The 4,523-nt window shown below is 29.7% G+C and carries 6 protein-coding genes; all 6 read left to right on the top strand.

The features are described from left to right. Positions 1-339: prolipoprotein diacylglyceryl transferase family protein (locus COL3_RS09285; RefSeq protein ID WP_143327534.1), on the top strand; the 339-nt coding region annotated here is incomplete at its 5' end. A 289-nt stretch (positions 340-628) separates the two neighbouring features. Beyond that, positions 629-1,438, top strand: coding sequence for a polyprenyl synthetase family protein (locus COL3_RS09280; RefSeq protein ID WP_008427081.1), 810 nt, complete (start codon positions 629-631; stop codon positions 1,436-1,438). 61 nt (positions 1,439-1,499) lie between these two features. Beyond that, positions 1,500-1,991 carry a DoxX family membrane protein gene (locus tag COL3_RS09275; protein ID WP_008427082.1) on the top strand — a complete coding sequence of 164 codons (492 nt, stop codon included), beginning with the start codon at positions 1,500-1,502 and terminating at the stop codon, positions 1,989-1,991. A gap of 79 nt (positions 1,992-2,070) precedes the next feature. After that, positions 2,071-2,613: a FixH family protein gene (locus tag COL3_RS09270; protein ID WP_008427083.1), complete on the top strand. Its 543-nt coding sequence runs from the start codon at positions 2,071-2,073 to the stop codon at positions 2,611-2,613. Positions 2,614-2,639: 26 nt separating this feature from the next. Continuing rightward, positions 2,640-4,031, top strand: a complete 1,392-nt coding sequence (locus COL3_RS09265; protein ID WP_008427085.1) for a 4Fe-4S binding protein — start codon at positions 2,640-2,642, stop codon at positions 4,029-4,031. A 216-nt stretch (positions 4,032-4,247) separates the two neighbouring features. Continuing rightward, a partial coding sequence (locus tag COL3_RS09260; RefSeq protein WP_143327533.1) for a class I SAM-dependent methyltransferase occupies positions 4,248-4,523 on the top strand: 276 nt, incomplete at its 3' end.

Genomic DNA, 4,523 nt, shown 5'->3' with positions numbered 1-4,523 from the left:
GATTATATATTATTCATAGTTCTATGGAGAAGAAGTTATAAGAAAAAGTTTGAAGGTGAGTTATTTGTAATTTACTTAATTGCTTTTGCCATAATAAGAGGCATTGTGGAATTTTTTAGAATAAATCCAGTTATATGGGGACCTTTTTCAATTTCACATTTATTAAGTTTAATTTTAGTTATTATTGGATTAGTTGTTTATGTATTGCTGTCCAAGAGAACTACAGGAAACGATAGGATTTATGTAGAAGAGGATAAATTGAAATTAACAACTTCAGTAATTATTTTAGTTTCATTAATAGCAGCGTCTATATTTACATTTTATTTTGTTCAAGGATAGTTATAGTAATTGATAAAGTCTGTGAGTGACTGAATTAAAAGTAAATAAAATATTATAAAGTCATAAAGAGCTCCAATAAAAATCAAAATTTTTATTGGAGCTCTTTATTAAATCTGAATTACATCATCTAACATGTCAAAAGTAATTATGATTTTGAATATTTTTAAATTATCTTCATAATTTCTACACATATTATTTGTATACTTTATTAAGAACAGTGTTTCAATTATATAAAAATTAAAATAAATAATTATATTTAGATGTTAGATTTTTGAGAGGTGGTGAGGTCATGTCAAGTTTTATAGAAGCTAAAAATGCAGTAAGCAAAGAGCTTTATGAAGTTGAAATGATTTTAAAAAATATTGGGAAAGATTTCAGTTCGGGTTCAACTCAAGAGATATTTGAATATTTTTTTAAAGTTTCAGGAAAATATCTTCGTCCTAGTTTGATAATACTTTCAGCTAAAGCTATAAATCCTAAAATGACTATAGAGGAAAGAGTTCAATTAATTAATTTATGTGTAGCTGTTGAGCTAATACATAGTGCTAGTTTAGTTCATGACGATATAATTGATAATGATTTATTTAGACGAGGTCAAAAGACGTTAAATAATATATATGGTAGGAAGGTAGCAGTTCTGGCAGGAGATGCTTTTTATGCTAAAGCATTTTCAATATTATTAAAACTACCAACGAAAGATGCAGAAGAGGTTATTACAGAAGTTATTGAAAAGATGTGCATAGCTGAAATTGATCAAGCTCAAAATCATGAGATTTCAAAACAGGATTATTTTAGCATAATAGAAGGTAAAACTGCATCATTTATGGCTGCCTGCTGTAAACTTGGAGCAAAAACAGTTAAAGCAAAAGAAGAAGAAATTACTGCATTAGAAAATTACGGCCTAAATTTAGGAATGGTATATCAAATTATTGATGATTGTACAGACAGTGATCTTAACGCAATTAAAAATAATATCACAGTTGAAAATGCTAAAGAGTTTGCTTTAAAAGCTGAACAAGAAATTAAAGAATTAGAGCCTTCAGTTTATAAGGATAGCTTGAACAGTCTTTTAAATTATGTACTTGAATCTTCTAAATAATAAGACAAAAAATGCTTAATATTGAAATTATAATAAATATTACAAAGGAGATGATATTACAATGAGAGTTTTTGGGAATAAATATTTAGTTCCTGTATGGACTATTTTACGTATATGGCTGGGTTATCAATGGATAGTTCCAGCTATAGAAAAATTCCAAGATCCAACATGGGTAGGTAGTCAAGCTGGTGTGGCAATAACAGGTTTTTTAAAGGGAGCTTTAGCTAAATCATCTGGGGATCATCCATCAGTGCAATGGTGGTATGCAAAATTCGTTGAAAATGTTGCATTGCCGAATGCTGGCACATTTACGTACATTGTGCCAGCTGGAGAACTTCTTGTTGGTATTAGTTTAATATTTGGAGCTTTTACTATAGCAGGTTTGATTGGTGGAGCATTTATGAATTTAAATTATTTATTAGCTGGTACTACTAGTACTAATCCAATTCTATATACTGCAGCTATAATTCTAATGGCAGCTGGAGCAAACGCTTATAAAATAGGGATTGATCAGTTAATTATATCATATTGGAAAAAGAAACATAATAGATAATAAATTACACAAAACAATTTAAAAAATAATATAAAAAATCAAGTCTTTAGACGCAATAACGAAGGGAGTTTAATTAACAATGAAAAAAAAAACAATTAGAGGTGCAATATTAAGTATAATTCTTACTTTAGGTCTGTCTACAGCAGCTTTTGCTGCTGGTATGGGCGACATGGATATGGGACAAGGAACAGAAAAAAATTCGAATGGGATAAATGCAGAATTAACTTTTAATAAAGATAACAAAGTTAAAACTGGTAAGAATGATGTGATGGTTACATTACATGATAGTAATAATAAAGAAATTCAAAATGCTGATGTTAAAATTAGTGCAGAAATGGACAAGAGTTCAGACATGGGTAGCATGAATATGGATAAGTCAAAGCCAATTGAAGCAGTATTAGAAAGTAGTGGAAATGGTCAATACATGGGTAATATAGATTTTACTGATAAAGGTAAATGGACTGTTACAGCTAATGTTATGGTAAATGGTGAGAAGAAGGATATTAAATTTGATGTTGATGTAGCAAGTGCAGGTCCAAACTGGATTGTTATAGGTGGATTTGTAGGAATAGTAGCAGTAATAATCGTAGTAGCTGCTGTAAAGAAAAAAAGTAGTAAATAAAGAAAAAGAATGGAGGTGACAGTTTAATGCCAAAATTGGACAAGAAAATTAGTGATGAAACAAAGTCATCGCAAGAGCAAACAGAAAATAATTTATTAGACAATAAAATACTTAAGAGCTTTATGAAAAGTAAGTGGTATCCAGGAATATTTCAATTACTTGTAGGAATAGTATTTGCATTTATCGTATTTGAATTACTGACAGGTCCTAGTGAGGCTCATGATAATTTTGGGACAGCAGGAACTTGGGTATTATGGTGGCCTATCCTTCCTATATTATTATTTTTGACAGGTAGATTCTGGTGTACTATATGTCCATTTGGTGCGTTAAGTGATGTAGTTCAAAAATTTGTAGGAAGCAAAAAAACAGTACCTAAATTTTTAAGAAAATATGGTGTATGGCTTATAGATGCAATGTTTTTAGCTATTACTTGGAGTGATCATGTTTTTGGTGTTGTTGAATCACCTAGAGGTTCTGGAACATTGCTTTTACTTATTACAATTGGAGTAATATTTTCAGGTGCATTTTGGGAGCGTAGAACATGGTGTAGATATCTATGTTTCCTAGGAGGATTATCTGGAAATTATTCTAGAGCAGGTATGTTACAATTACGTGGAACAAAAGATATATGTGCTAAATGTACAGCTGCACATTGTTATAAAGGAACTGAAAGGGCAGAAGGATGTCCAATGTTTGAATTTCCAAAAACTATGGAAGACAATGCAGAATGTAATTTCTGTGGTAATTGTGTAAAGAATTGTCCTAACAATTCAATTAAAATATCATTACGTGTACCTACAAAAGAATTATGGTTTATAAGAAAGCCAAGATTAGATGCATCATTTTTAGCTGTTGTAATCATGGGTATAGTATTTGTACAAAATATTACAATGTTAGAAATATGGGATGGAATTTTAGCATGGCTTGAAAATGTAACTGGAACGCAAAATTATGCTATTACTTTTACTATTACATTTATTATAGCTATGGCTATACCAGTAGCACTATTATCTATAACAGGATTAGTTGCAAAAATATTCAATAAAGCTTCATTAAAAGAAAATTTCACGAAGTATGGATATGCAATCATACCATTAGATATGGCTGCTCATATAGCTCATAATTTATTCCACTTGCTAGCGGAAGGAAAATCTGTTTTTTATACATTTGTAGGATTATTTGGAGTTGAAATGCATAATGCGTCTACAGCTATTCTTGATGATCCAACAATACAAGCACTTCAATTTATATTAATAGGAATAGGAACTCTTGGTTCAATATATACTGTATATAAAATTTCTAAGAACAATTATGAATCAAAGACAGTTAGCACAACAATAGTATATACTGTTCTTTTAGTATTGCTTGCAGTAGTTAATATAATGTTATTCTCATTACCTATGGCAATGCGTATGTAATTAATAATTAAATTGATTCTATGTAAAGTTTTGGTGTGTAAGATGTACGAAGAATATAGTAAATGAAAAATTCAAGTTAAAGAATAGGGTTTTAAGGCCCTTTTCTTTAACAGTTTCTGTAATTATTGTTACAACATTTATTCATTGTTATGATGAAAATATACATATAGAGTTTAGTTAGGTAAATACTTATAAATGAATGTGAGGTGGTTAGAGATGGCAGAAACAAATATAACAGATGTAGAGAAGATTTTTTCAGTTATTGCAAAGAGATATGATATGTTAAATTCAATATTAACTTTAAATATTGATAAGCTATGGAGAAGAAAAGCGATAAAAATATGCAATATTAAAGAAGAACAAAAAGTATTAGACTTATGCTGTGGCACAGGGCAAATGATAAATCATGAATGTAAAGCAGTAGGAAAAAATACTACAGTTATTGGTGTAGACTTTAGCCAAGAAATGCTTAATGTAGGAGCTGAAAGACTT

It is taken from the genome of Clostridium sp. LS (assembly GCF_002760435.1).
GTDB lineage: Bacteria > Bacillota > Clostridia > Clostridiales > Clostridiaceae > Clostridium.
Note: the sequence above shows the minus strand (reverse complement) of the source record. Positions and strands in the feature narration are given on the sequence as shown.

What these genes read in the sequence shown, in the direction of transcription:
- COL3_RS09280 (WP_008427081.1), top strand. Translation starts at nt 629, where the DNA reads ATGTCAAGTTTTATAGAAGCTAAAAATGCAGTAAGCAAAGAGCTTTAT.
- COL3_RS09275 (WP_008427082.1), top strand. Translation starts at nt 1,500, where the DNA reads ATGAGAGTTTTTGGGAATAAATATTTAGTTCCTGTATGGACTATTTTA.
- COL3_RS09270 (WP_008427083.1), top strand. Translation starts at nt 2,071, where the DNA reads ATGAAAAAAAAAACAATTAGAGGTGCAATATTAAGTATAATTCTTACT.
- COL3_RS09265 (WP_008427085.1), top strand. Translation starts at nt 2,640, where the DNA reads ATGCCAAAATTGGACAAGAAAATTAGTGATGAAACAAAGTCATCGCAA.